The following is a 23,538-nucleotide window of genomic DNA, read 5'->3' on the forward strand; positions in this document are numbered from 1 at the left end:
CCATTAAGGACCTGGAGTGCAGTTGACAGTCGGTGAGCACCTCGAGCGCGTGTGATTCGTTGAGGTTACCAACCACCGCAAGCTGCGTCGGTGAAGAGCCGGGGTGGCGAGCGTTGCGGAAAAGGCGTGCCGTGAGTGCGTCAGTAGACGATGCACGAGCTCGGGCGTCTGGTGGGTCTTGCCACCAATGCGGATGCGGCGGCGGGCGGGATGCAGGTTGGCGAGGTCAGGGGGTCGGGGCGTGGCGCACGGATGACGGTCGGCGCCTGCGGACTGCGCGGACGACCGCGCCCAGGATGACGGAGTTGACGAGCGCGCCGAGCGCGATTCCCAGGTAGAAGGGGACGTCGGTGGGAATCCAGCTCAGCGCGACGGTGAAGAGCATGTTCAACGGGGCGGTCAGCACCATGGGCACGACATAGACCATGGAAGCGTCGGCGTGACTCATGAAAAGGTCTTCCCAGAGCGCGAATCCGGCCGTGAGGACCACTGCGGCAAGGTAGCAGCGCGAAAGCCAGTTGTTCGCGGCAAGGGCGAGCACGGCACGGCTGCGGCGAGAGGAACTCACGGTGTTCTCCGATCTGCTGGTCAAGGCTGGGCACTTTCCGCACGATGCCGGTGGAGCCAGTCATCACAATGTCAGGGACGCGGGGGCGCGGCAGGAGTTGCGCTACGCCAGTGACATCCAGTCACTCAAAAGTCCATGATAGACTGGGCATCTCGGGCGGGCTGTGACAATCGGCGCATGAGCAGTATCTCCGGCGTAGCAACGGCTAATTCCGGGTGGGCATGCACCATCCCCTGTCGCCAACGGAATCAGCCAGGCCATGGCGGAAATTCGCCATCTGAAAAGACATGGCGCGCGATCCGCGCACGAACGCGGCTCGACCGGTGTGAAGTGCGCGGATGGACGGGCTGGCACCGGCGCACGACGCTGGCGATGGCTGTGCAACTGGCCAGCGAGCTGATCGAAGAGGGCATGCCGGTCGCGTAGAACCGCTTTCAGGTCCCGACAGTAGCGGCGATGTGTCGCTACTGTCGGGACCATGGCGCTTGCGCACGAACTTCTCCTGCTGATGCTCGACGACATGGACGGCAAGGTTTTGGCTCGTCCGACCGTGGCGGACGCCGCGCTCGCCGGTGCGGTACTCGTCGAGCTGACCGCGCGCGGTCAGGTCGGCATTACGGTCAAGGGTGAAGCGGGCAGAAAAGGCCGCCTGGTGGTGCGTTCCCACCGGCCTCTGCCGGAACCCGTGCTGCAACACGGGTTGCAGGCCGTTCACGACCTCCAGGGCCGCAAACCGCGGGCCGCGATCTCGCGGCTGGCGCAGGGAGTGCGCGACCAACTGGCCGGAGATCTGGTGCAGGCGGGCATCGTGCGACAAGAGTCGATCAAGCTGATGGGACTGTTCACCTTCCACCGCTTTCCCGCCGTCAACATTGCCGCCAAGGCCAAGCTGCGGTACCAGCTGTCGCTCGTGCTGTCCGGTGAGACGCGGCCAGATCTGTGGACCGGGACGTTGATCGCGTTGCTGTACGCGGCGAACGTCGACACTCAGGTCATCACCACGCCGGACAAGCGAGCGGCCGCTCGGCGGGCGAAGGAGATCGCGCGCGGCTCGTGGGCGGCCGAAGCCGTCCAGGCCATGCAGGCCGCCGTGATCGCGGCGGTCCACAGGGCGAGCGCGGCGGACAGCGCTGGCTGACCAGATCGCACGAAAGGCCGTGCATGAATTGTCGAGCATGCACGGCTATCCACCCGCGCCACGATCACCAACGTCGGCATGGCCGAGGCACTGGCCAATCCGGTGCGGCAGCTGACCGGGAGGAATCCGATGAACAAGGCCGTACGCGACTGGCCAGTGCCGCTGTGCTGGCTGTCGTCGCCTGTGTTGTCACAGCGTGTGGTTCCGCGTCGTCGGCACCGGCTGGCGCGTCGCCGACCTAGCACCCGCTCGCTTCCCGCGTGAGCCTGGTCCAGGAGACGCCCGGCAGTGGCGGTCCGACGGTTGAACCGGACTGCGAGTGGCGTGGTGCACAGAAGTTCGTGCGGGTGCTCGGCGGACTGCACATCGGCGGAGTCGACCGCTCAGCGCTCTACCTGCGTGAGGCGGAGAAGCGGCCGCTGGGGGAGAGCTTCGAAACCAGTGATTCTCGACAAGTTGTATCGCCGTTGCGCCGCGAATCCGCGCTTCAGCGCCGATGAGTCCACATTCGCGCCCGCCGAAGTGCAATCGGCTGGCTCTTCCCAGACGAGGGTGTAGTGCCTGTCGGGCTGTGCCCACGCACTTGAAAGTGCCTTTTGCAGGCCCTCTCTTACTCACTCATGATGGGGTTACGCACTACCAGTGAGGTGAGGAAGATGGTTGAGCAGGCGGCACGATCCAAGGGATCGCAGGTCGTCATCGAGGTGTGGGCCGACCTGGGCTGCCCTTGGTGCTACGTCGGAAAGCACCGGCTGCAGGCCGCGATCTCACAGCGCCCGGACGCGGATCGGTTCAAGATCATGATGCGATCCTTCGAACTGGACCCGAGGGCGCCGCAGGAACTGGAGAAGAACGAGGAGAGCTTCATCCGGACCCACGGCGGCACCGCCGCCCACGTCCTCCAGGCGGAGCGCCAGATGCAAGCCATGGCTCGCGAGGAGGGGCTCGAGTACTCCCTGGACCGCCTGAACGCCAACACGTTCGACTTGCACCGCGTGGTGCAGTACGCCAACGATCAGGGCCGCGGGTTCGAGTTCTTCTCCGACGTCCAGGACGGCTTCTTCGAGGGCACCCTCAACCCCTACAACTCGGGTGCTCTGGCAGGCGTCGCGGAGTCGGTCGGGCTGGGTGGGCAGCGAGTGCGCGAGATCCTCACGAGCAACGAGTACGCCGACCGTGTGCGCGCCGACCGCCGCGAGGGTGTGGAGCTGGGCGCGACCGGCGTTCCGTTCGTTGTCCTCGACCGCCGGGTGGCCGCCCCGGGCGCACAGAAGGTCGCTGTCTACGCCCAGTTGCTGGAGCAGGTGGCCGGGCCCGTACCGAGTGAGCGTGTGTCATGAGCAAGGCGAAGGACGAACCTCAGATCGTGGCGGCTCCCGCCAGCGGGTGGTGCGATCCCAACGCCGGAGGGTGCCACATCGACACCGCCGACGAGGCAGCGAGCGCTGAGGCGAACAACAACAAGGATGCCGCGGGCGATGTGCCCGACGCTACGACCGATGAGCGCCACCGACACCTCAGCCTGCCGACGCGCTGACCGCGGCCTTGGCTCGGCCGACTCCGGTCAGCTCGCTGGCGGCCCGGTTGCCGGCGATCTCGCTGTGGTGGGTGGCGGCCCAATCGACCATCGCCATCACCGCGTCGATCAGCGATCGACCTAGGTCCGTCAGCTCGTACTCCACTCGCGGCGGAACCTCGGCGTACGCGGTCCGGGTGATCAGGCCGTCGCGCTCGAGATGCTTGAGCGTCTGGGTCAGCATCCGCTGGGAGATCCCGGGGATGCTCGCCTGCAAGTCGGAGTAGCGCAGCGAGCCTGCGCTCAGGGTGCTGATGGTCAACACCGTCCACTTGTCGCCGATACGGTCAAGCACCTCACGGATGAAGGCGCTGTCCTCCGGCCATGTCCGGCACGGACCACTGATCTGTTGCGCTGACGCCATCTCGATCACCTCACATCCGGGTGCGACCGCACTCCCAGTATGTAACGCCTGCGGGCGACCACGCACCAATCCACGACTCCGGTCCGCGCTCGGATCACCGGAGCGCGCTCTCACATCACTCTGTAAGGAACCCCATCCATGTCTTACCTGCTTCGCATCGACTCCTCCGCGCTCGGCGAGGCCCCGGCCTCCCGCCAGGTCGCCCAGTCCTTCGTCGACGGCTGGGACGGCAAGGTTGTTCACCGCGACCTCGCCGCCGCACCCGTGCCCCACCTCAGCGCGGCCGGTATCACCGCACGCGTCACACCCCCATTCGCCGGAGAGTGATCACTGTGAATGCACGCGACACCATCGTGGTCGGCGCGGGCCCTGTCGGGCTGTGGACGGCGGCGGAGCTGGCCCTGGGCGGCGGGCGACCGCTGGTCCTGGAACGGGCCGAGCAGCGCAGCCCGCACTCGAAGGCGCTGGCCATCCACCCGCGCACGATCGAGGTGCTGGCGATGCGCGGGCAGGAACAGGCCTTCCTCGACGGCGGGCTGCCCCTGCCGGACGGGCACTTCGGCATGCTGCCTGCCCGCCTGGACTTCCGAGGGCTGGCCACGCCGTTCCCGTTCGTGCTCGCGCACCCGCAGCTGCGCACCGAGGAACTGCTCGAACAGCACGCACTGGCCCTCGGGGTGGTGATCCGGCGCGGGCACCAGGTGTCCGGGCTGAGCCAGGACGAACAGGGCGTGACGCTGCGGGTCAGCGGGCCGGACGGCGAGTACGAGATCACCGCGGACCACGTGGTCGGGGCGGACGGCGCGGGCAGCACCGTGCGCCGGGCGGCGGGCATCGACTTCCCCGGCACCGGCTCGACCGTCTTCGGCTTCCTCGGCGACGTCGAGCTGGCCGACCCGCCGGCCCAGCCGGGCTCCTGGCACAACGAACACGGCGCGCTGATCGTGGCCCCGATCCCCGGCGGGCGCCACCGCGTCACCGGGTACGCCCCGTCAGCCCCCACCCCGACCCTGGAGTCCCTGCGGGAGACGACGAAACGGATCGCGGGCACGGACTTCGGCCTGCACTCCCCCGTGTGGCTGTCCCGCTTCGGCAACGCCACCCGGCTCGCGGCGGAGTACCGGAAGGGCCGGGTGTTCCTGGCGGGCGACGCCGCGCACATGCACTTCCCGGCGGGCGGCGTCGGGCTGAACGTGGGCCTGCAGGACGCGATGAACCTGGGCTGGAAGCTGGCCGCGGTCCGGGGAGGCCGGGCGGACGCGGCCCTGCTGGACACCTACCACCCCGAACGCCACCCCGTCGGTGTGGCCCTGGGCGAACAAACCAAGGCCCAGACCGCCCTGATCACCGCCACCACCGAGGAGGGCCGGTCCCTGCGTCGGTTCATGGCGGACCTGCTGCGCACCCATCCCGACGTGGCGACCGCCCTGGCCAACACGGTGACCGCGCTGGACGTGCGCTATCCGGGCGCCCATCCCCTGGCGGGCCAGCGCCTCCCGGCCACCCTCGAGCAGCTGCACCTGTTGCACGAGGGCCGCCCGGTGCTACTGGCCCAGGAAGCCAGCCCGGCGTTGAAGGACCTGGCCACGAGCGCGGACCTCCGGCTGTACGAGACCGGCCTGCCCTGGCCCACGGCCGCCGTGCTGATGCGCCCGGACGGGCACGTATGGGCCGCCGGGGACACTGCTGAGCAGTTGACAGACGCCATGGCGGAACTGCCCCTGGCCTGAGCGCTGATTGTCGCGGCGTCACCCTGAGCCAAACTTAGTACGACCGTGTGACCTGCCATGACTGCCATCCGCGGCAGACGACATAGGCGAAGATCGTGGACAGTGCGACCCACGAATCGGTGATCGACGACTGCAACCCCTCGGTGGCGTGAGTGATCGTCAGTGCCAGCAGGCAGCGACTACCTTGTGGAAGATCACCAACTCCCAGATCGCGGGAGCGCTGGCGCGCGGGAATCAGTCAGGTTGCGTCGATATCGTCAGTCACCATGAGGTACTTCGGCTCCGATGTCATCACCGTCGCGGACAAGCTCGTCGACGCCTACGTCGATGTCTTCACCGCTCCACCGTGGGAACACCAGGACCCGGACGAAACCCGGTCGGCGTTTCGGGAGCGCCTGGAGGCAGATGCCCAGCGTCCCGGCTTCCGCGCCATCCTGGGCTTTTCCGACACCGGCGAGGTAGACGGCTTCGTTACCGGCTGGACCACCTTGGCTCCATTTCGGACCGATCGCGCCTACTCCAAGGTCACCGAGCGGCTCGGCATCGATCAGGTCGGTGAACTGCTGGTCGGAGCGTTCGAGATCGACGAACTGGGGGTGCGTCCCCGCGCCCGCGGGACCGGACTCGGACGGCGACTGTTGTCGAATCTCACCGCGACCGCACCCGACGCTCGCGCCTGGCTGCTGACCTGGCATCAAGCCCACGACACGCTCGCCTTCTACCGCCGGATCGGATGGCGTGAACCCGAGCCCCGGCCGGGCAAGGAAACCGACATCGTCGTGTTCCTGTCGCCGGAGTGACCCGGAGCCAAGCCTCGTGATCGCGAAGCTGACATCGCGCCTGGTGGTGGGGTTCCGCTCCGTGCAGCACTCCCCACCGCCCATGACCACCATGCCGGTTACGAAGCCGCGTCCCGCCATGTTGCCCGGACACCCGCCAACCAGCCCGCCACCTACGCCGGACTCCGAATATGGGCTAGCCGTTCATTTCATGCCTGCGCGACGTCGGACGTCAGCCGCAACGAGTCGATACCAGGGTGGTGACCTCCAAGTCGCACCAGAACAGGCGAAAGAGATTGCGGACGACCGAGCGCAGCGAAGTGTGATCAAGCTCAGGGCCCGTTCGGTGAGGTATTCGACCAGAGGGTCACTGACAGGCCAGCACTGGATGCCGTAGGCGTCGACGACCTGCTCGATGCTGCCGCGGCCGTCCAGTCGGAGCACTTGCAACCGCTCGGGAGCCGGGGCCGGGAGCACGCCCGACTTCTTCAGCATCGCGTAGAACAGGGGCCCGCCCGCGCCGCCCCGGAAGTGATGCTCCTGCAACGCTTTGGTCAGCTCGGAACAGTCGCCGACGGTGATGTCGCGAACGACGCCGCTCTTGCGGATCACGACAACCGCGTTGATCGCGCGCTGCACCATGGCAGCGATCGGGTTCCGCTGCCATGATGCAGGCGGCTTACCTACAGTGAGACAAAGAACCGCTCCCACGGGCCGACCGCAGTCGCCCGCGCGCGCAGCATCCCGTAATCTTCGTCGTCGTAGAACATCTCAGCCGAAACGATTCGGTCATTGGCCTGCGACACGATAGTCGTGCATCCGGAACCACACCCATTGACGTTGATGGTGAACCGCTCCCATGGGCCAATCACGCCCGCCCGTGCACGCAGCATCGCGTGGTCTTCATCGCTGTAGCCCAGTTCGGCCGACACGAAAAGGTCGTTGGCTTGGGACTGGATGGTCCAGTACCAGTCTTGGAAGCACACCGTGAATCGCTCCCACGGGCCAACCGCATCTGCTCGCGCACGCAACATCCCGTAATCGTCGCCGTCGTAGAATATTTCCGCTGAAACGTACCGATTGTTGTCGCGTGAATAGATATATACATTGGGGTGGCAGGCAGCGTCCGTATTGCCACGCGCCTGGTCCGCGACGACCGTCGACAGGTCACGCGGCGTGGATGATGCCGATGCGGCCGCGGGCGTGGCGAACGCGACGGCCGTCAGCACGAGTACCGCGATGTTTACGACGATCCGAGTGGTTGATAGTAGCTTGAATCTTGGTGGCATTTTCAACTGCCTGCGCTCCTCGATGTCGCATGTGTTCCAGGAGGGATGCCGTTGAGTGTCGGATCTTTCGGTGCGGTACACGACCGTGCGGACACTGCTCTTGGGATCAGGGCTGTCCCTGAGTTCACTGGCCCTGATTGCTGTCATCATGAGCGGGTGAGCCAGACCGCGCGGGTGTTGGCGAGGGTGTTGACCTGGCCGGTCCTGCCTGCCTTGCTCGTGCTGAGGCCGCTCGACCGTGTCGGGCCCGCCACGGTGCCGTATGTCGTGGCGATGATCGGGTGCTGGCTCGTGGGCGTCGTGCTGACCGGTGTGGTGTTTTGGCAACCGGGCGGGTGGGCGTTCCTCGGGCTGGGTACGGCGATGGCCTGGGCCGCCTTCGCCGAGGAGCGGGCGCTGCGTGGCGGCGACGCCGTGCTCGCCACGTTCGCCGAATCGAGTTGGCTGTGGTGGCTGGTCTTCGCCGTGCTCGCGGTGCAGCTCACCCCGCCCGCCTCAGCTCGCCCGCGGTGGCTCCCGCTGATCACCGTCGTGCTCGGGGTCGCCGCCCAAGTGCTGATGCTGCTGCGCACGGTCCCGCTTGAGCCGCCGTTCGACGAGTTTCGGCGGCCGTGGGCGATCTCGAGGCTGGCCGGGCTGGTCAACAGCGCGTCCTACGCTGTCGTGCTGGCCCTCGGGGTGTGCCTGCTCGCCTCGGTGTTCCTGTTGTTACGTGCGTGGCGGCGCGTGCGGGACCAAGACCGCCGGCAGCTGCTGTGGCTGGTCGCGGGCATCGTCGCGTTGATCCCAGCTGTCGTCGCGGCGTTCGTGCTCTCCTACCTGGGGTTCAACCACCTCGCCGGCTGGCCGCTCACCGTCGCGTTCCTGGCGTTGGCGACGGGCGCCGCGTTGTCGGTACTGAAGTACCGGCTGTACGACGTGGAGCGGGTGGTCACCGACTCAGTGGCCTACGCGCTTGCCGCCGGCGCGGTCATCGTGGCCTTCGGTCTCGTCGTCGTGGTGATCAGCCAAACGACGCCCCTGGGCGCGACCGCGCAGCTGCCGACGATCATCGCCACGCTGGCCGGGGTCGTGGTGGCGCGGCAGTCGTACGTGTGGATCCGCCGCGCCGTCGGCCGGCGGCTCAACCGCACCCGGTTCGACGCGGTCGAGACCGTGCGGCGAGGACTGGCCGCCGGACCGACGGACCTCGACGCGCTGCTCGCGACAGCGTTGGGCGACCCGACCACCCGCGTCCTATACCCGGCCGGCCGTGCCGCCGTGGCCGGCACCTGGGTGACCGCGGCCGGCCATGCCGTCGCTCCCGGCGAGCACGTGGTGGACGTGCGCGGCGCGAAAGTGGAGTTCGACCCGCTCCGCGTGGACCGCGGGGTGGTGCTGGCCGTGGCCGCCAGCGCCGCCGCGGAGATCGACAACGTCACCCTGCGAGCTGAGCTCGCCCGCCAAGTCGAGGAGGTCACCCAGTCCCGGGCCCGGCTCGCCACCGCGCACGTCGACGAGCGGCGGCGCATCGAGCGAGACCTGCACGACGGCGCCCAGCAAAGCCTGCTCGCGATCGCGTTGCTGCTGCGGTCGGCTCGGCTGAGCGGCGGCGGCGAGGTGCTCCGCGACGAAGTCGACCGCGCCATCACACACCTTGGCCGCACCGTGCAGGAGCTACGCGACCTGGCCGCCGGACTGCAACCAGCCGCGCTCGCCGGCGGCGGCCTCCTCGCCGCGGTCGCGGACCTCGCCGACCGCATCCCCGTGCCGATCACCTATGACGTGCCGGACCACCGAGTCGACCCCGCCGCGGAGGGCGCGGCCTGGTTCGTCATCGCCGAGGCAGTCGCCAACGCGGTCAAACACGCCGCCGCCGGCAGCATCCGCATCGACGTCGCCCACACCGCCGCCCAGCTGACCGTGACCGTCTCCGACACCGGTCCCGGCGGCGCCGACCCAGGCGGCCGCGGCCTGCAAGGCCTCCACGACCGGGTGGCCGCGCTCGGCGGTTCGCTCGCGGTGACCAACAGCGAGCCGTCCGGCACGACTGTGCGGGCGGTGCTGCCATGCGAGTAGTCATCGCCGAGGATTCCGCCCTCCTGCGCGAGGGCCTGGCCCGGCTCCTCACCGAAGCCGGGGTGACGGTGTGCGCGCTGACCGGCGACGCGACCACGCTCGCCGAGGCGGTCGACGAGCACCAACCCGACGTCGCCATGGTCGACATCCGAATGCCGCCCACCTACACCCACGAAGGCGCCGCCGCGGCGATCGAGCTCAAGGACCGCCACCCCGGACTCGGTGTCCTCCTGCTGTCTCAAGCTATCGAGACCCACTTCGCGTCCCAACTGCTGACACAGCACGCAGAACGGTTCGGCTACCTGCTCAAAGACCGGGTCATCGACGTACCCACCCTGCTCGGCGCACTGCGCACCATTGCCGCCGGCGGCACCATCCTCGACCCCCACGTGATGCGGCACCTCATGCGCACCCACGCCCAGCGCAACCCGGTGCTGTCGCTCACCGAACGGGAACGCGACGTGCTCACCGTCATGGCCGAGGGCCGATCCAACGCAGCCATCGCCGAACGACTCGTGGTCAACCTGAGAACCGTGGAAAGCCACATCGCCAACATCTTCACCAAACTCGGACTGCATGACACCCCCAACGACCACCGCCGCGTCCTCGCCGTGCTGGCCGCACTACGCGAGGAACCCTGAGTAAGTCCCACCGGCTCAGCAAAGCATGGAGTGGCTCGTGCACGAGTCGGTGTCAACGCCTCCAGCAGGTCGAAGAACGCGCGATGTCGACGGCGGACTACGGCGGCGTCCGCGCCTACGTCTGCAAGCCCACCAGCAGGCCTGACGCTCTACGCGGTCCTGCGCAAACTCCAAGCCTTACTCGCGGTCTGGACAGGCGCCTGTCACACCTGCAGACGACCTGTCCAGACCGCATCCGCGCAACACAAACCCCAGCTCAACAAGACCTAACAAAGCCCTACTAGTCATGCCGCGAGGTTGATCGCACCTCGACCGCCAGCACGGCGCGTTGAACGGCGCGGCGCGGTAGCACGGGGATCCGCCAGTTGCCAGGGTCGTGGGACCACCGTGCAGTTCGGCGTCGTTATAGAACGTTCTCGATAGCGGTGCGTGCGCGTCAGCCTCCTACTGCCGCGAATATCCTCTTCTGCCATGAGCGGTTGTCACCAGTCGGGTCAGAACTCCAGGTAGACGGCTGTTGCGAGGCGCGTGGTCGTGAGTGCCGTGGCCACGTCCGGTTTCAGCAGCGGCAAGGCATCCTCGGGGGCGGCCCAGCGCCACGCGGTGAGTTCGGTGGCCTGCAGCCGGATCGAGAGCTCCTCGTGCTGACCCATGTCGAAAATGAACCCGAACCGGGCGGAGCGGCGCCGGGCTGGTCGCCATGTCACCGCGCGCAACGGGCCGGGCTCGAGATCGACGCCCAGCTCCTCGTGCAGCTCGCGGCGGCATGCGGTGCTGGGCGACTCGCCGTGCTCGATCCGGCCGCCTGGAAGCTGCCAGTGCCGGCGACCGATCGGCCGAACGATCAACCATCGGCCTGATGGGTCGGTGATCAACCCACGGGCTGTGGCCATACGCGCCGGCACGCGGCGCCACCGCAACGAGAACATCAGACCATTCTTCGTGCACCACGCTGAACCATCGATACGGGACCAGCCCGTCTGGATTTGGACAAGAAGCGGCTCCGCCAGCAGCAGACCGAACTTCCCCACATGCCGATGAGCGTTGCGGCCACCGCCGGGGGTCGATACCGAGCTCGGCCATGTTCTGCCTGGCCTGCTCGCGCACGGCCGGATCGTCGACGGCGTTGTCGATGCGCTCGGTGCGGACGTAGCCCCGGGGAGATCGACGTCGTCCGCAGGACCCGTCGGTGCTTTCCTGCCGCAGGCCTTCCAGGGGGTGCGTACCGCGTTCTTCGTCCCGGCGTGCACCGCCTGGGCAAGGACGATCTTCAGGCCGGAGGTCGAGACGACGGTGACGAGGTGACCACTGCCCTGACGGCGGAACACGGGCAGGGCCGCGGCGATCCCGTGCAGGATCCCCTTGACATTCACGTCGACCATCGCCGACCAGCCCTCGACGTCCAGGTCGGCAACGGGACTGATCCTGCTGATCCCGGCGTTGCCTACCAAGACGTCCAGACGGCCGAAGCGCTCGACGGCGACGTTCACGAGCGACTGGAGGTCGTCGGGTCTGGTGAGGTCCACGCGTGGCGGCCGCCTCGCCGCCAGCGGCTTCGATCTCGGCAACCAGCCGGTCCACCCGGTCGGTGCGGCGGGCGCCGAGGACGACGGCCGCACCGAGTGAGGTTTGGTCAGACTGGCGACGACGACATCAAACCCGAGCCCGCCACAGCCGCTACCAGAGACAACGCATCAAACATCCCAGACTGCGGCTGCCGTATTAGGCAGCATTCGCACCGTACCGGAAAATCGAGCGGCTTATTCGGGTGACCACCTGCGGTGGGAGGTGGTCACCCGGATAAGCGACGGTCGACCGGCTAGCTGTCGCATCGTGGGGGTGGCGCAACTTGGGTGGTTCTCAGTTCGGCCGAGTTGGTACTCGATCTTCTCAGGGAGGTGTGAACCTCCTATCCTCCGCGAGTCGCTCGGGCAGCAGTCGCGAAGACGTTCGCGTGCTGCTTGCAATTAAAACCAGATTGTGGCGTAAGGCTCGTATCCACCGATGCAGCCATTCAAATGTACCGCTCGACCTCCGGCGACATAGTGTCCGTCACCCCACAGGCATCGAGTGTCAATCACCTCACTATAAAGTCTGATTCCGCCAGAAACTCGACGAGAATACCAACTGTACGCCTGCGATGCCCTGCAGGTGCCAACTTCGGGAACCCAGGTTCCGTTCGGATGCTTGTACGCGCCCAAGCAGCCGCCTGTGTGAATATTTCGGAGCTGGAGAGTGCCATCATTCCAACGGTGAACATTCCATTTCTGGTAGTTCAACCCGTTGCAGTGGAATGTTCGGAGTCCGTGCTCGTTGCTGTCATCAAGGCAAAGATTAGTCTCACGGTTCCGGAAAGTTTGAACGCTGTCGGCCAACGCCGTTCCAGCTCCCCATGAAAGAGACGATCCTATGACGACTAGTGCGACTGCGAAACGCAGGAAAACGCGCCTTGTCCAGTTCATTTTTACCTCATAGACTTTCTATTTGTGTCACGACGGTAGACTGTCGTTTCATCAACCGGTGAGATTGCGTGCCGTTCGACCCCGCATAGGCTGCTATAGTTTTGATACATGTAGCCAGAACTGGGTTGATTAACGCCCCGGCGTCCAGGCAGATCTAGTGAGCCCTGTGGCAGCCAAGGAAACCGAGTCGAGTGGCTAACGAGGCGATACAAACCTTGGCAACTGAACGCATCTTTCTCCGTCCTGTAATTGGACGATGCATCGTGGACCCACGGTAGAGCTGTACGCGGGGACTGGTCCCGCGTGTCGCTCCGCCGCTGACCTGGCGGTCGCGGTAGTGCTTGTCGCCTTCAACGGCCAGCTTTGCAGCGCGGGTTCGCGGTGATCATGAAACCTTCCCAGGCCAGTGAACTCGGGCTGCCGTCGAAGCGTTCGACTGCCAGATCCGTGAAGTCGACAACACCTTCGATGCAGTGCGACAGGTAGCCGTCGGACGCGGGAAGGCCGCACTCGTTGAACCAGTACAGCGAGTGCGCTGCCGCAGTCAGCTCCTGGGGGTGGTCCAAACTGATCATCGAGGGCCAGTCCTTTGTCAGGTTGGGGCTGTCGAGAAACTCCCAGCCGTACATCGACCCCGACACAGCGATCGAGGCAAAGAACTCCTCGACCGCATCGAAGTCACGCAGTGGGATCGCGGGCCCGTACCGAGGACTTTCGGCTGGTCGCTCGCGGCGCAACAGGACTCGGACCGCTGACGCCCCGGACAGGATCAAGGCCCTGCGGGTGTCCGGGTCGACTGGACTGTGCTCGGGCAGCGCAAGCACGTGAAGCAATATCGCGACGCTTCCGTCCGGCCTCAGGCGAAGTCCAGTCACCGTAGCCTCGTTCAGGGCTTCGTTGAGGTCTTCCACGACCCACACGACCATGCCCATGTCTTGATCATCGCCGGTCCACAGCCCCAACGCACCAGATTTCTATGTAGCCGTCCAGCCCGGTACTGCCACGATTGGGACACCATCGGCGTGGGGACCGGACGCGGTCAGGACACCACGCTGGGATCAGTTGATCGAGCCGGTCGCCGCCGCATCAGCTGGGAAACCCAAGAAAGCCGTCGGCGGCGGGGAGGTTGGAGTCGATTGTGGATGCGATCCGAGTGCCGAGGTGGAAGCTGGGTACGTGTGCCAGCAGCGGTGTGTCAACGCGGCTGCCGAGTTGCGCATCGCGAGGCGGCGGGCGAGTTGTTCGGTAGCCGTTGTATTGCACACCAGCACCGACGCGTCCCGTCGCCGACCAGACGAAGTGCCGCGCGTACCGCGTCGTGGAAGTCGTGCTCGGTGGTTGTCGTCACAGTCGACCGGGGCTGATCGAGCGCGTTGGGCGCAGACGAGCTCAGCGACAGTGTTGTGGCCGGACGCCGGAGGGCCAGCGAGGAGGATGACTGTCATCGTTGCGGACTTGGTGTGCATGCCATGTCTCTGACCTTGCCTGACGCGGTCTGACTGGGTACGCGGTCGGCCGGGCTGGACGATCGGATTGGTACGCGGCACGAGGCGATCACAGGTACCTGGAGGGCTGAGACTGAGCGCCCGGGTTGGCCAGTCAAGCACCGGAGTTGGCCATAGGTGCTCCTCGCGACCTTCTCCAGCAGCAGTCGAAGCGTTTCAAGGCCACGGCTCACGCGCTCATCGCGGCAGATGAGGATGACCGGCCGGCGTCGCGATCGCTGTCTGGAGACGCTCGACGCGCGCCCTTACCGTGGCAGCAGAGTCCGGGTGGAGCGATGGCCCAGTGCGGCAGATTAGGGAACGATCACTACGGCGCCCCGCACGCCGCCTTGGGCCAGTTGGTCGTGGGCCGCTGGCGCGTCGGCGAAGGAGTACACCGCGGCGACGCGCAGCGGAATGTCGCCGCTTTCCACCAATTGCACCAGGTCACTCAGCCGGGAGCCGTCCGGCAGCACGTCCAGTGCCAAGGTCCGGATCTCTCTGACCGGCTCCGGGCGCAGCGGGGGTGAGGCGGCTACATACCCGCCACCATCTCTGACCAGTTCCATCAGTGATGGGCCGATCAGTGCCAGGTCGACCACCGCGTCGAAGCTGCCCGGCGCCAGCGCGGGTGGATCGTCCGAGCGCGGCACGAACGCCGCGCCTTGCGACTCGACGAACTCGCGGTCGTCGGCTCCCGCGATTCCGGTGGCGTGCAGGCCGGCGACCCGGGCCAGTGCAAGGGTGAAGCCGCCGACCTGCCCTGCCGCGCCGGTGACGAGTACGGATGAGCCCGTCGGGAGCGCGAGCAGGTCGAGGGCTTGGGCGGCGGCGAGGCCGTTGGTCGGCAAGGTCGCGGCCTCGGTGGCGGGGATCCCGGTGGGTGCGGCGGTCAGCCACGCGGCCTCCAGGACCACGTACTCCGCGTGGGCTCCGACCGTGGTGCGCACCCAGGGCGAGAAGCCGATGACATCGTCATCGAGGGTGAGATCTCCGACGGACGGACCCACCGCGTCGACCCTGCCTGCCACGTCCCAGCCGGGCACGTACGGCAGCCCTGCCGGCAGCGGTGCCGGGAACCGGCCGGCACGAACCATGAGGTCAACGGGGTGGACGACGGAGGCGGCGACCCGCACTCGCACCTGTCCCGGCCCCGGCTCGGGTACCGGCAGGTCCGCCGCCACGTGCAGGACCTCCGGTCCTCCGAACTCTGTGTAGCTCACTGCGCGCATCTGCGTGCCTTTCACTCAATGTCGTGGTGTCGATGACCGTAGGTACCTGTGGGCACTGCGAGAAAGTAGGTACCTTGAAGTGCCCAAGGCACTGGCAAAGGTGGTAAACGTGGCAACGACGACCGCTGCACAACGACGAGAGCAGGCCAAACGCGACTATGACGCGTTTCTGGCGAGCTGCCCGACTCGGGAGTTACTGAGCACGCTCACCGACAAGTGGGCGGCGCTGGTGATCGCGGCGCTCGCCGACGGTCCGCGGCGCCATAGCGAACTCGCCCGCCGCATCGCCGGCCTCAGCCAGAAGATGCTCACTCAGACGCTGCGCACGCTGGAACGCGATGGTCTACTCACCCACACGGTGACCGCGTCGGTGCCGGCTCGCGTCGACTACGCACTCACCCCGCTCGGCCACGATCTGTTCCCCCTGATGGTCGCGATCAAGGCCTGGGCAGAGACACATATGGATCGTGTCTTCGAGGCTCGCGCCCAGTTCGACACACGAACATGACGACCGGTGGGCGCCGGCCTCCCGCGCCCGGTCACCGGGCGAGCGAAACCATCCCAGGTGCGTCCACGATCCAGGCCATCTACGGGCTGGCGATAGAGCTGGCCACAGAGACAGACAAAGGGACCACCCGGAACGCACTGAACTCGGCATGGCAGTGCGTTGGATGCCATCGTGACCGGCACCGGATACGGACGGCGGTCGGCCGCGCGGTTTGGCATGGTGGGGTGTGGGGGCATCGCCCGACTTTGAACCGCTGGTCGGTGCCTGACCGGAATCACCGTACCGGGGGCCACCGGTGGTTGCGGGCTTCGATCGCTTCCCAGGTTGCCGGGATGATCCGGTCCCGCGCCTCGGGAACGCCTTCCTGGGCGCGGTGCACCTGCGGTCGCATCGCTTGCTCGTAGCGGCCGAACGCCTGGCCGAGGTCTCCGTCGCAGGTGGCCCACTCATCGGCCAGGATGTCGGCGCCGATCATGGCCAGCGGCGTCCCCTGGCCGGAGAAGAACGACGGCGCGAATGCCGCGTCGCCGAGCAGCACCACCCTCCCCCGCGACCACCGGTCCATGTGCACCTGGCTGGCCGAGTCGAGGTAGAAGTCCTCGGACCGCTTGAGCACGTCCAGGACCTCGGCGGTTTTCCAGCCCCGCACGGAGGAGTAGGTGTCGAGCACGAGCTGCCGTTGTTGGTCGACGTCGTGGTAGTCGTACGCGATTTCCGGAGACAGGAAGGTGAAGCCACCCATCGTCCGGTCCGCGTAGTCGCTGATCAGGACCGACCGGCCGGGCACGCCGTAGAAGTAGGCCTCCCCGTCGGCGCCGAGTTCGGCCGGGAGGGAGAGAATGCCGTAGTACACCCCGAGGTGCCGTCGGTAGCGCTCCTCCGGCCCGAAGACGAGCCGCCGGGTGTTGGAGTGGATCCCGTCCGCTCCCACCAGTAGTTCGTAGCGGCCGGCGCGTCCGCTGGTGAATCCGACCTCTACCGCGTCGCCGGTGTCGGTCACCTCCTGGATGGAGTCTCCGTACACGAAGGTCACGTCCGGGCCGATCGACCCGTGCAGGATGTCGATGAGGTCGCTGCGGAAGATCTCCAGGTCGTCCGGGCTGTCCTGGGGGAGCTCGGTGGGCAGTGCGCCGACCTTCTCGCCGTTCTCGTCCACGATGTGCGTGAATGCGCTCCTCTGGGCGGCGCCGGTCTCGTGCGCGGCGAGCGTGTCCCGGATGCCCATGCCGGCCGCCACGTCGAGGGCCGTGCCCCGCACGTCGATCGGTGCTCCGCTGCGGCGCAGCTCCGGCGCCCGTTCCACCACGGTGACCTCGGCGCCCCGTGCGCTGAACCGCTGCGCCGCGGTCAGGCCCGCGACGCTGGCTCCGCTGATCAGGATGGCCATAGGAACAACTCCTCTCAGGATTGCATGCAATTAAGTATATGTTGCATGAAATATGGTCGTGTGGTCGACTTGGCGACGCCGTGGGGGAGTCCAGTCGCGGCTGATACTCGAGTGGCGGCAAATGGGAGGGCGATAGTGCCGGACACCGATCGCGCACGGCGGAGCGTGCAGATCGTCGAGGACCTGACGATGTCCCTGGCCGATCGGATCGCGAATGGCGAGTTCCCGCTCGGTACCTGGATGCGCCAGGCGAAGGTGGCGAAGGACTACGCCGTGAGCCGGACACCGGCGAGCCTGGCGCTGAGCAGGCTCGAGGCGATGGGGATCCTGGAACGTGTGCCCAACCGTGGGTTCCGGGTTCGCTACCCGTCGCTCCAGGAGATCATGGAGCTGTTCGAGGTACGCGCGCTACTGGAGGGACACGCTGCCTGCCTCGCGGCGAGCAGGATTACCGAGGCGCAGCTCCAGCGGCTCTGGGAGCAGGTAGCCGGCTTCCGCCGGGCCGTGCAGCTGATCCGGGACGGCGCGGACCCCGAGGCTGTCGGCGCGTCGTGGCAGCAGTCGTACAGCACCTTCCACCGGATGGTCTTCGACGCGGCGGGCAACAAACAGCTGCACGAGGCCGCCGACGCGTTGTACCGCAAGCTGCCGCGCAAGGTCTCCTGGCGGGCACTGCGGGGCGACCCGAGATCGCTCACACAGCACGCCAACGAGCACGAGTACATCACCACGGCCATCGAAAGGCGCGACGGGGCGAAGGCCCGGGAACTGACCATCGCGCACATCGAAACGGCACGCGAGCTCATCATCACCCACCTGCCGGCTCCGGACTGAACCCTCCGGATCGTCACTGCCTGACTCCTACCGGCATGCCAACCGCCACAGGTTCTCGCCGCAGTGGTGCCGGATATCGCCGGTAAGCGCCGACTGCCGTCTGCGGTCACATTCCAGCGCCCGCACTTCCGAGGCGTCACGCGCACGGCTGGAAGCCACTTGTGCCTCACGAGCTTGGTCGAGGGCTGCCCTGGCGGACTTCTCAGCTGATCTGGCTCGTGACACGGTGCCCGCGGCGCTGCGCTTCGCCGCGTGCATGTTGATGCGGAGATCGCGACGAGCACGAACAAGAATCCTCAGTTTCTTCTGGAGATCGTGTTCTCGGCCAAATGCCGCGCCTTCTGGGCACGGATCACCCGCTCAGACGAGCGCGCGCTGGCAACCACATCGAGGTCTCTCTCTACCGCCGGTCCGACCCCAACGGGAGCACCCGTCAGAACGCTATCGAGCCGGACGTGAAAGGCGCCTTCACGACCCTGATCGTGCGCAACGAACCCTCAGACCGGCTCTGCGCGACCGGCGCCATCGTTATCGACGGCACGCGCGTAGCCGCAGGGGAACCGCTATGCACGTGAGTGCCTTAGGCACCGAGTGCCTGTTGAGATTCCCGAGCTGTGTCCTAAAAGGATAGTCGGCGGACGATGTCGCGACGGTTCGGTTGAGGCCGTGCGGGTGCGGATGTCGATCAGGCTGACTGGTGCGCGACCGGACGGCCCGCCGGAAGGAGGGACGATGTTTCACATGATCTTCGGTGGAAATGCCTCCACGTAGGTGCGATCAGACGGGTCCAGGACGCCTGATCGCACCAAGGCCTCGTCGGTTCAACCAGAAGCCGACGGGGCCGCTTCCAAGCACAGGTCAACTCAACCAGGCTCGCTTGTACTACTCCGTCAACCGCCACCACGGCTTCTTTCCCATGATCCGAGTCTGGCAGGCGACCGGCCGGTCTCGAAGTGAACGGTGCCCGGCTCGACACATCGCCGACGGCCGCCCGGGACGGCAGTGGCTCCTGGCCGGAAACTCATCGACGGTTCGCCGAGGTGGAACATGCCGTTAAAGGCGTTCGTTCCTCCGCGAGAAGCAGGGCACAACAAACACGCGTCGGTGAAACGTCGATGACACATCGAGTGATCAATGGAAAGTTGTCTTTGGCCATCACCGGTGAAAGCAGCTCCACGTTGCTCCGCAGGACCCGCCCTCGCCAGACGGAGGTGCATTGGAGTCCACGCCGAACACAGGCGACAAGTGTTCTGGCGACAGCAGATCGCAGGCGTTGAGCCGAGCCAGTGATCCGTTGGGTGCGGCGATCCGACTCGGCTCGTTGTTCGGTGCGCGGTTTGTGGTGCGACGATGCCGGGTATGCGGTGTTGGTGCTTGATCAGTCGCCTGAACTCGTCAGCAGGTTCCCCGAACTGGTCGGGGCGGGATTGGTTGTCGACTACCCCGAAGGGGACGATCCCGTGCTGCGGCGCGCGGACGGCTCTGTGGTCGACACGTGGCGAGAGAACTACCCGTACACGACGAGGATGTCGCGGGAGGAGTACGACCGGACGAAGCGTCTGTTGCAGATCGAACTGTTGAAGCTGCAGTACTGGATCAAGGACACCGGTGGGCGGATGGTGATCCTGTTCGAGGGCAGGGACGCGGCGGGCAAGGGCGGCACGATCAAGCGGTTCACCGAGCACCTCAACCCTCGCGGCGCCCGGGTTGTCGCGTTAGGCAAGCCGACGGAGCGGGAACGGGGGGAGTGGTACTTCCAGCGCTACGTCAACTACTTGCCGACCGCGGGTGAGATCGTCTTGTTCGACCGGTCCTGGTACAACCGCGCTGGGGTGGAGCGGGTGATGGAGTACTGCACCGAGCAGCAGTACCAGCGTTTCATGCGGCAAGCGCCGACGTTTGAGCGGATGTTGGTCGACGACGGTGTGCTCCTGGTCAAGCTGTGGTTCTCGGTGTCCCGGTCGGAACAGCGGACGAGGTTTCTCATCCGCCAGGTAGATCCGGTGCGCCAGTGGAAACTCAGCGCCAACGACATCGAGTCACTCGATCTTTGGGATGCGTACACCCAGGCGAAAGTGGCGATGTTCCGCGAAACGGACACCGAGTCCGCGCCATGGACGGTCGTGAAGAGCAACGACAAGAAGCGCGCCCGGGTAGAGGCGATGCGCAGCGTGCTGGCCCGCGTCGACTACGAGGGCAAAGATCGTGACGCGGTCGGTGAACCGGACCCCCAGGTGGTCGGCGCAGCGGCCACCCTGCTGGAAGAAGGCGAGGACGAAGCGTCTCTCAGCCCGACGCCGATCGCGCCCGTGGCGGATCCTGATCACGGACCCGGGTTGCATCCCCAAGACGGCTGACGCACTGGAACCTCGCTGGACCATTGCCTGTCAATCAGGGTTTTGTGTGCTCAGGTGTTGGTCATGGTGTTGCACAGCAGCGCCTTTCCTTGAACCTGCGTTGCGTATGCGTTGGTGGCGGCTTGGTCGCGTGGGCACTCACGCCCCGGTCGGGCTTTCAGGCGAACTGTCGGGCGTGTTGGGTGGCCCGCTCGGCGAAGGTTCGTGGCGACCGGCCAGTGACTTCTTTGACCACCGGGGTCACGATGCCCACCATTGGAGGAACCGTGGCCCACATGGTGAGCATGAAATCGATGCCCTCCTCCGGCCACCCCTCCGCACGCCACAACTGGCGTGCCTGCTCGTCGGTCAATTCCACGAAGCCGATGTCCCGACCGACCGCCGCACCGATGGCTCGGACCTTGTCGGCGGGGGTGAGCGGACTCGGGTTGGTGGAGTCGATGGCTTGTCGTTTGGAAGACTGTCGATCATGTGTCCGGCAGTAATCACCTCATGGGCATGGATTCGGGCAGAGTGAGGGCCGAATGGGCCGGTCGCGGCTCGGCGGAGGGCATGGCGTTGAGCTTGCGCAGCCTGTCGTTGCGCTGTTCCAAAGCCTGGGCGGTGGTCGGGAAGAGCATGGCGCCGCCCTCGCCGACCAGCCCCTGGTTCACGGCCACGAACTCACGCGTGCCGTCTTCATAGGCGGCGAGCCCGGCGGTGTGGTCCCGGTCGGCCAAGGAACTGGCGAGCATGTACGCGCCGACGAGCGCGAGGCTGGAGCCCTGTCCGGTAAGGAACGAGGGCGCGTACGCGGCGTCGCCCGTTAGCGCGACCCTGCCGCTGTGCCAGCGGGGCATGCGGATCTGGCTGACGCCGTCGAAGAACACGTCGTCCGCCTCGTGCATGGCGGCCAGCATTCCGGGGACCTCCCAGCCCGCGTCGGCGAAGACCGAGGCGACGAGATCCCATTGGGCAGCCGGGTTCCCGAACGCGTCGAACGGCGGTTCCGGCTGGGCGAAGTTCAGGAAGGCGTGCACCTCGTCGTCATCTCCCGCGGCGTAGAGCGCCGCGGCCCGGCCCGGCGTGTTCCACATGACGGTCTCGCGGGAGAGCCCGAAAGTGTTGTGCATGGGGAAAACGGCGAAGCAATAACCAAGGTATCGGTGGAACTGCGCTTCGGGGCCGAACACGAGTTCCCGGGTACGCGAGTGCATTCCGTCCGCGCCGAAAACCAGGTCGAACGTGCGCCGGCCGCCCTCGCGGAAAATGACGTCGACCCCGTCGCCGGACTGGTCGAGGGTATCGATGGAGTCGTTGAACAGGAACTCCACGTCGTCGCGGACCGCCGCGTAGAGCGCGTCGGTCAGGTCCCCGCGCCGTACCTCCAGGTCCCGTCCTTCGACGCCGCCGGTGACCGCGTGCGGGTGGACCGAGGCCACCTCACTGCCGTGCCCGTCGAGAAAGGTCAGCCGGCGCAGGTCGATGTGCGCGTCCCGCAGTCGCGGCAGGATCCCCATCCTCCTGACGACCTCCAGCGCGGTGCCGCGCACGTCGATGGGATAACCACCGCTACGAACCGCGCCCGCCCTCTCCACCACCGTGACCGCGTATCCGTGACGGGTCAGCCAGTACGCGAGCGTGGGACCGGCGATGCTGGCCCCGGAGATCAGGACTCTGCCCTTCGGCGTGGTACGGGCATCCATCAGGTGAGCGGTGCGGGTCATGCCTTGACTCCCTTGTGCATGGTGCGGGTGACGAGCAGGGCCAGCGCCGTGACGACGCCGGCGATGACGAATCCGGTGATGTAGGACGATTCGGCCGCGACATTCGATCCGGACGGGGTCCCGGCGGCGAGGAGCACGCCGCCGAGCATCCCGCCCGAGGCCATTCCGAGCACGCGGGTCACCAGGATCAGGCTGGTGGCGACGCCGGTCTCGTTCGGAGCGGCGGAGGTGGCGATGCTGGTCGTCATCGCGGTGACGACCAGGCCGTTGGCCAGCGCGACCACTGCCTTGCCGACGACGAGATGCCACGCCTCGGAGTGCACGAGCGCCATGGCGATCAAGGCGACGGCCATCATGACGACCCCGGCGGTGGCCACGGCACGGGAGCCGGAACGCCGCTCCCAGTTCCCGCCCATCGGCCCCGCCAGCGTCGCGACCACGGTGCCGGGCAGCAGGAAGACGCCGATCTCGGTGGCGCCGGCCCTGAAGCCGTACCCGTCACCGGACGCGTTCCACAGCTGCGTGACGAGGAAGATCGACATCGAGGTACCGACGCAGATCATGAACGTCAGCACAGTCGACTTCCACATCATGGGCCGAGCGAGCATGCGCAGATCGATCATCGGTGAGGCCGCACGACGCTCGACGGCGATCCAGCCGGCCACGAGGGCGGCCAGCAGCACGACGAGGCCGCAAAGCACGAGCGGCTGCGAAGCGAGGTCGGGGGCAAGGTTGATCACGAGTATGAGCGTGATCAACACCCCGCTCAGCAGGGCCAGGCCGGGCCAGTCGACCCCGGCGTCGTCCGACCGGTCCGCTGAATCCTTGGGCACCAGCCAGTTCACGAGAAGGGTGGCCACGATGACGGCGATCGTCGGGAGCGCGAACATCCAGTGCCGGGACAACTGTTCCGCCACCGGCCCGGCCAGCAGCGTGCCCAGCATCCCGCCGCCGACGAACAGTCCGCTGACCACCCCGATGGCCACCTTCGACTCTCCCGCGGGAAGGTGTTTGCGCACGATGATGAAAGACAGGGGCAGGGCGCCCACCATCGCGCCCTGTAGTACCTGGCCGACCACCAGCACGGGCAGGCCCGGTGCCAATGCGGACACCATGCCGCCGACGCACACCACGATCATCAGCCGGATCAGGATTCGTTTTCCGCCGTAGCGGTCGCCGAACCTGCCCGCCAACGGTGTGACGAGCGCGCCGGTGATCGGGAGCAGGATGCTGAGCAGCGCCCCTCCGGCGGGCCCCATGTCCAGTTCGCTTTGCAGGAGCGGGATCGTCGGCTGCACCACCGACTCCAGGGCACCGCTGGCGACCGCCAGCAGGCCGAGAGCCCCGACTGCGGCCCTCCCGATTCGCACCGGGGCAGCCAGGGTTGTGGTCATGAGCGTCCTAACCTTTCTGTGATGGCAAGGT

24 protein-coding genes are annotated in these 23,538 nt (G+C 66.7%); 12 read left to right on the forward strand and 12 right to left on the reverse strand.

The features are described 5' to 3' along the window. Nucleotides 1-226: 226 nt before the first annotated feature. Nucleotides 227-592, reverse strand: a complete 366-nt coding sequence (locus ALI144C_RS01915) for an SCO4225 family membrane protein (RefSeq protein ID WP_143230326.1) — start codon at nt 590-592, stop codon at nt 227-229. A gap of 454 nt (nt 593-1,046) precedes the next feature. On the opposite strand from ALI144C_RS01915, the gene ALI144C_RS01920 reads away from it, so the two are divergent. The 4 genes from ALI144C_RS01920 to ALI144C_RS01935 all read left to right on the forward strand — a co-directional run bounded on the left by ALI144C_RS01920 (nt 1,047) and on the right by ALI144C_RS01935 (nt 3,243). Continuing rightward, nucleotides 1,047-1,706, forward strand: a complete 660-nt coding sequence (locus tag ALI144C_RS01920) for a GOLPH3/VPS74 family protein (RefSeq protein WP_076985243.1) — start codon at nt 1,047-1,049, stop codon at nt 1,704-1,706. Between the two features lie 260 nt (nt 1,707-1,966). Continuing rightward, nucleotides 1,967-2,206, forward strand: a complete 240-nt coding sequence (locus tag ALI144C_RS01925) for a hypothetical protein (RefSeq protein WP_076985244.1) — start codon at nt 1,967-1,969, stop codon at nt 2,204-2,206. Nucleotides 2,207-2,362: 156 nt separating this feature from the next. Next, nucleotides 2,363-3,046, forward strand: coding sequence for a DsbA family oxidoreductase (locus ALI144C_RS01930; protein WP_076985245.1), 684 nt, complete (start codon nt 2,363-2,365; stop codon nt 3,044-3,046). Further along, entirely contained in the window at nt 3,043-3,243 is a 201-nt protein-coding gene (locus tag ALI144C_RS01935) for a hypothetical protein (protein WP_076985246.1), read from the forward strand. The genes ALI144C_RS01930 and ALI144C_RS01935 overlap by 4 nt, the downstream gene beginning before the upstream one ends. Here the strand turns inward: ALI144C_RS01935 and ALI144C_RS01940 are convergent. Next, nucleotides 3,224-3,646, reverse strand: coding sequence for a winged helix-turn-helix transcriptional regulator (locus tag ALI144C_RS01940; RefSeq protein ID WP_076985278.1), 423 nt, complete (start codon nt 3,644-3,646; stop codon nt 3,224-3,226). The two genes, ALI144C_RS01935 and ALI144C_RS01940, sit on opposite strands and share 20 nt — an antisense overlap. Before the next feature lie 138 nt (nt 3,647-3,784). On the opposite strand from ALI144C_RS01940, the gene ALI144C_RS01945 reads away from it, so the two are divergent. The 3 genes from ALI144C_RS01945 to ALI144C_RS01955 all read left to right on the forward strand — a co-directional run bounded on the left by ALI144C_RS01945 (nt 3,785) and on the right by ALI144C_RS01955 (nt 6,176). Beyond that, nucleotides 3,785-3,973, forward strand: coding sequence for a hypothetical protein (locus ALI144C_RS01945; protein ID WP_202818825.1), 189 nt, complete (start codon nt 3,785-3,787; stop codon nt 3,971-3,973). 5 nt (nt 3,974-3,978) lie between these two features. Next, nucleotides 3,979-5,376, forward strand: a complete 1,398-nt coding sequence (locus tag ALI144C_RS01950) for an FAD-dependent monooxygenase (protein WP_076985279.1) — start codon at nt 3,979-3,981, stop codon at nt 5,374-5,376. Between the two features lie 266 nt (nt 5,377-5,642). Then, nucleotides 5,643-6,176 (forward strand): GNAT family N-acetyltransferase, encoded by a 534-nt coding sequence (locus ALI144C_RS01955; protein ID WP_076985247.1) that lies wholly within the window; start codon nt 5,643-5,645, stop codon nt 6,174-6,176. Between the two features lie 183 nt (nt 6,177-6,359). Here the strand turns inward: ALI144C_RS01955 and ALI144C_RS01960 are convergent, their stop codons facing one another. Next, nucleotides 6,360-6,797 (reverse strand): hypothetical protein, encoded by a 438-nt coding sequence (locus ALI144C_RS01960; protein WP_076985248.1) that lies wholly within the window; start codon nt 6,795-6,797, stop codon nt 6,360-6,362. Nucleotides 6,798-6,838: 41 nt separating this feature from the next. Then, the gene (locus tag ALI144C_RS01965) at nt 6,839-7,591 is read right to left on the reverse strand and encodes a fascin domain-containing protein (RefSeq protein WP_168211142.1); all 753 of its coding nucleotides are present in this window, start codon (nt 7,589-7,591) and stop codon (nt 6,839-6,841) included. 9 nt (nt 7,592-7,600) lie between these two features. Between ALI144C_RS01965 and ALI144C_RS01970 the strand changes: the two genes are divergently transcribed. Both ALI144C_RS01970 and ALI144C_RS01975 read left to right on the forward strand, forming a co-directional pair. Then, nucleotides 7,601-9,502 (forward strand): sensor histidine kinase, encoded by a 1,902-nt coding sequence (locus tag ALI144C_RS01970; RefSeq protein ID WP_076985250.1) that lies wholly within the window; start codon nt 7,601-7,603, stop codon nt 9,500-9,502. Next, nucleotides 9,493-10,143, forward strand: a complete 651-nt coding sequence (locus ALI144C_RS01975; RefSeq protein ID WP_076985251.1) for a response regulator transcription factor — start codon at nt 9,493-9,495, stop codon at nt 10,141-10,143. Before ALI144C_RS01970 ends, ALI144C_RS01975 begins: the two co-directional genes overlap by 10 nt. 494 nt (nt 10,144-10,637) lie before the next feature. Here ALI144C_RS01975 and ALI144C_RS58835 read toward each other — a convergent pair whose 3' ends face one another. The 4 genes from ALI144C_RS58835 to ALI144C_RS02005 all read right to left on the reverse strand — a co-directional run bounded on the left by ALI144C_RS58835 (nt 10,638) and on the right by ALI144C_RS02005 (nt 15,312). Further along, a complete protein-coding gene (locus ALI144C_RS58835) occupies nt 10,638-11,669 on the reverse strand; it encodes an SDR family NAD(P)-dependent oxidoreductase (protein ID WP_441297522.1) in 1,032 nt (343 codons plus the stop codon). Between the two features lie 441 nt (nt 11,670-12,110). Continuing rightward, on the reverse strand, nt 12,111-12,605 hold the full coding sequence (locus ALI144C_RS58840; protein WP_083752628.1) for an RICIN domain-containing protein: 495 nt from the start codon (nt 12,603-12,605) through the stop codon (nt 12,111-12,113). Nucleotides 12,606-12,955: 350 nt separating this feature from the next. After that, on the reverse strand, nt 12,956-13,537 hold the full coding sequence (locus tag ALI144C_RS02000; protein WP_076985255.1) for a hypothetical protein: 582 nt from the start codon (nt 13,535-13,537) through the stop codon (nt 12,956-12,958). 866 nt (nt 13,538-14,403) lie between these two features. Further along, complete coding sequence (locus ALI144C_RS02005) at nt 14,404-15,312, reverse strand: NADP-dependent oxidoreductase (RefSeq protein ID WP_202818826.1); 909 nt, start codon at nt 15,310-15,312, stop codon at nt 14,404-14,406. Between the two features lie 118 nt (nt 15,313-15,430). Between ALI144C_RS02005 and ALI144C_RS02010 the strand changes: the two genes are divergently transcribed. Further along, entirely contained in the window at nt 15,431-15,829 is a 399-nt protein-coding gene (locus ALI144C_RS02010) for a winged helix-turn-helix transcriptional regulator (RefSeq protein ID WP_076985256.1), read from the forward strand. A 274-nt stretch (nt 15,830-16,103) separates the two neighbouring features. On the opposite strand, the gene ALI144C_RS02015 is transcribed toward ALI144C_RS02010, so the two are convergent. Continuing rightward, nucleotides 16,104-17,216, reverse strand: coding sequence for an FAD-dependent monooxygenase (locus tag ALI144C_RS02015; RefSeq protein WP_076985257.1), 1,113 nt, complete (start codon nt 17,214-17,216; stop codon nt 16,104-16,106). Nucleotides 17,217-17,351: 135 nt separating this feature from the next. Between ALI144C_RS02015 and ALI144C_RS02020 the strand changes: the two genes are divergently transcribed. Further along, nucleotides 17,352-18,050, forward strand: a complete 699-nt coding sequence (locus ALI144C_RS02020; protein ID WP_168211143.1) for a GntR family transcriptional regulator — start codon at nt 17,352-17,354, stop codon at nt 18,048-18,050. Nucleotides 18,051-19,420: 1,370 nt separating this feature from the next. Then, a complete protein-coding gene (gene ppk2, locus ALI144C_RS02030) occupies nt 19,421-20,407 on the forward strand; it encodes a polyphosphate kinase 2 (RefSeq protein ID WP_076985282.1) in 987 nt (328 codons plus the stop codon). A gap of 157 nt (nt 20,408-20,564) precedes the next feature. Here the strand turns inward: ppk2 and ALI144C_RS02035 are convergent, their stop codons facing one another. From ALI144C_RS02035 to ALI144C_RS02045, 3 genes are all read right to left on the reverse strand, one after another. Further along, a complete protein-coding gene (locus ALI144C_RS02035) occupies nt 20,565-20,759 on the reverse strand; it encodes a hypothetical protein (RefSeq protein ID WP_143230332.1) in 195 nt (64 codons plus the stop codon). A gap of 133 nt (nt 20,760-20,892) precedes the next feature. Further along, nucleotides 20,893-22,113, reverse strand: coding sequence for an FAD-dependent monooxygenase (locus ALI144C_RS02040; RefSeq protein ID WP_076985260.1), 1,221 nt, complete (start codon nt 22,111-22,113; stop codon nt 20,893-20,895). Further along, on the reverse strand, nt 22,110-23,507 hold the full coding sequence (locus ALI144C_RS02045) for an MFS transporter (RefSeq protein ID WP_076985261.1): 1,398 nt from the start codon (nt 23,505-23,507) through the stop codon (nt 22,110-22,112). Before ALI144C_RS02045 ends, ALI144C_RS02040 begins: the two co-directional genes overlap by 4 nt. Nucleotides 23,508-23,538 lie beyond the last annotated feature (31 nt).

The sequence above is a fragment of the Actinosynnema sp. ALI-1.44 genome (assembly GCF_001984155.1).
GTDB lineage: Bacteria > Actinomycetota > Actinomycetes > Mycobacteriales > Pseudonocardiaceae > Kibdelosporangium.